The 1334-nt window shown below is 58.5% G+C and carries 2 protein-coding genes; both read left to right on the top strand.

Going from position 1 to position 1334, the window contains the following annotated elements; genetic code table 11:
• The coding region (locus RCF13_RS23490; protein WP_308141589.1) for an ATP-binding protein at positions 1-636 on the top strand (636 nt) is incomplete at its 5' end.
• 145 nt (positions 637-781) lie between these two features.
• On the top strand, positions 782-1189 hold the full coding sequence (locus RCF13_RS23485) for a hypothetical protein (protein WP_006472693.1): 408 nt from the start codon (positions 782-784) through the stop codon (positions 1187-1189).
• Positions 1190-1334 lie beyond the last annotated feature (145 nt).

The raw sequence follows: 1334 nt of genomic DNA, 5'->3' as shown, positions 1-1334 counted from the left end.
CGGTCTCGAACGCAGGTCGGCAATCTCGCCCATTCTCTCAAGACACCGCTTTCGGTGCTGGTCAATGAAGCACGAAGCATGGGCGGCGAACATGGGCGCATCGTCCAGGAACAAAGCGAGGCGATGCAGGTGCAGATACAGCATTATCTGCAACGCGCACGTATCGCCGCGCAGCGCGACAGCGTTGTTTTCCGCACGCCTGTGACCCCGGTTCTCGAGCGCATGCAGCGGGTAACGGCTAAGCTCAACCCGGCTTTCAAGGTCACGTTCCGCAACGATTTGCCTGACGCGGTCTTCGCGGGCGAGCGGGAGGATCTGGAAGAAATCGTCGGCAACCTGCTTGAGAATGCGGGCAAATGGGGCCGCAAACGCATCCATATCAGGCTTTCCCCCGTTTCCGGCGAGCAACGCCGGTTCGAAATCCTGATCGAAGACGACGGGCCGGGGCTGGCATCGGACAAGATCGAGGCGGCGCTGAAACGCGGCAGCCGCGTCGACGAAACGAAACCGGGAACCGGGCTGGGACTGGCGATCGTGCAGGATACCGTCCGCGAATATGGCGGCGGCTTGCATCTGGGCAAGAGTTCGTTCGGCGGACTGGGAGTCCGTGTCCTGTTGCCCCTGACAGAAGATTGACGGTTGTTTTTGGCTGAAAGCGAACTAGAAGATAAATTGAAAAGCCGCATTCCGTTATAGTATGCGTGCTAATTGTTCATGAAGGCTGGTTGTTATGGTAATGGTATCCAGGTTGTCTTCTCACCCGGTTTCAGTTGCTTCGACGATGTTTGCCGTGGCGCTTGCATTGTCAGCTTGTGGCACGACCACCGGCAAAGGGATCGGGCTTGGCTCGCTAGGCGGCGGCTCTGCGGCGCAGAAGCCGGAAACCAGCCTGTTGACGCCGCTCGGCAATGGTCTTCTCGGCAGTTCGGCCAACCAGCTGAATGCAGCCGACCGAAAGAAGGCGCTTGAGGCCGAATATCGCGCGCTCGAATATTCGCCCGCGGGCAAGGTTGTATCCTGGAGCGGCAGCGGATCGAATTCCGGCGATGTGACAGCGGCGCAGCCTTATCAGGTCGGCTCCCAGAATTGCCGCCAGTATTCGCACAGCTTCACCATCGGCGGATCGCAGCAGACTTCGCGCGGAACTGCATGTCGCAATCCGGATGGCAGCTGGACGCCATTGACCTGACATCCTTTGCGGCGAATTGCCCTAGGCAGCAACTTGCTGCAGGTAGTGGTTGGTTTTTCCCTTGGCTGCGCTTAAGTCGTAGCCATGGGATTCTGGCTTATTGCAGCATTACTGACATTGGCAGCCACTCTGGTTGTTTTGTTGC

The organism is Stenotrophomonas maltophilia group sp. RNC7, from assembly GCF_030910085.1.
GTDB classification, from domain to species: Bacteria; Pseudomonadota; Gammaproteobacteria; order Xanthomonadales; family Xanthomonadaceae; genus Stenotrophomonas; species Stenotrophomonas sepilia.
Note: the sequence above shows the minus strand (reverse complement) of the source record. Positions and strands in the feature narration are given on the sequence as shown.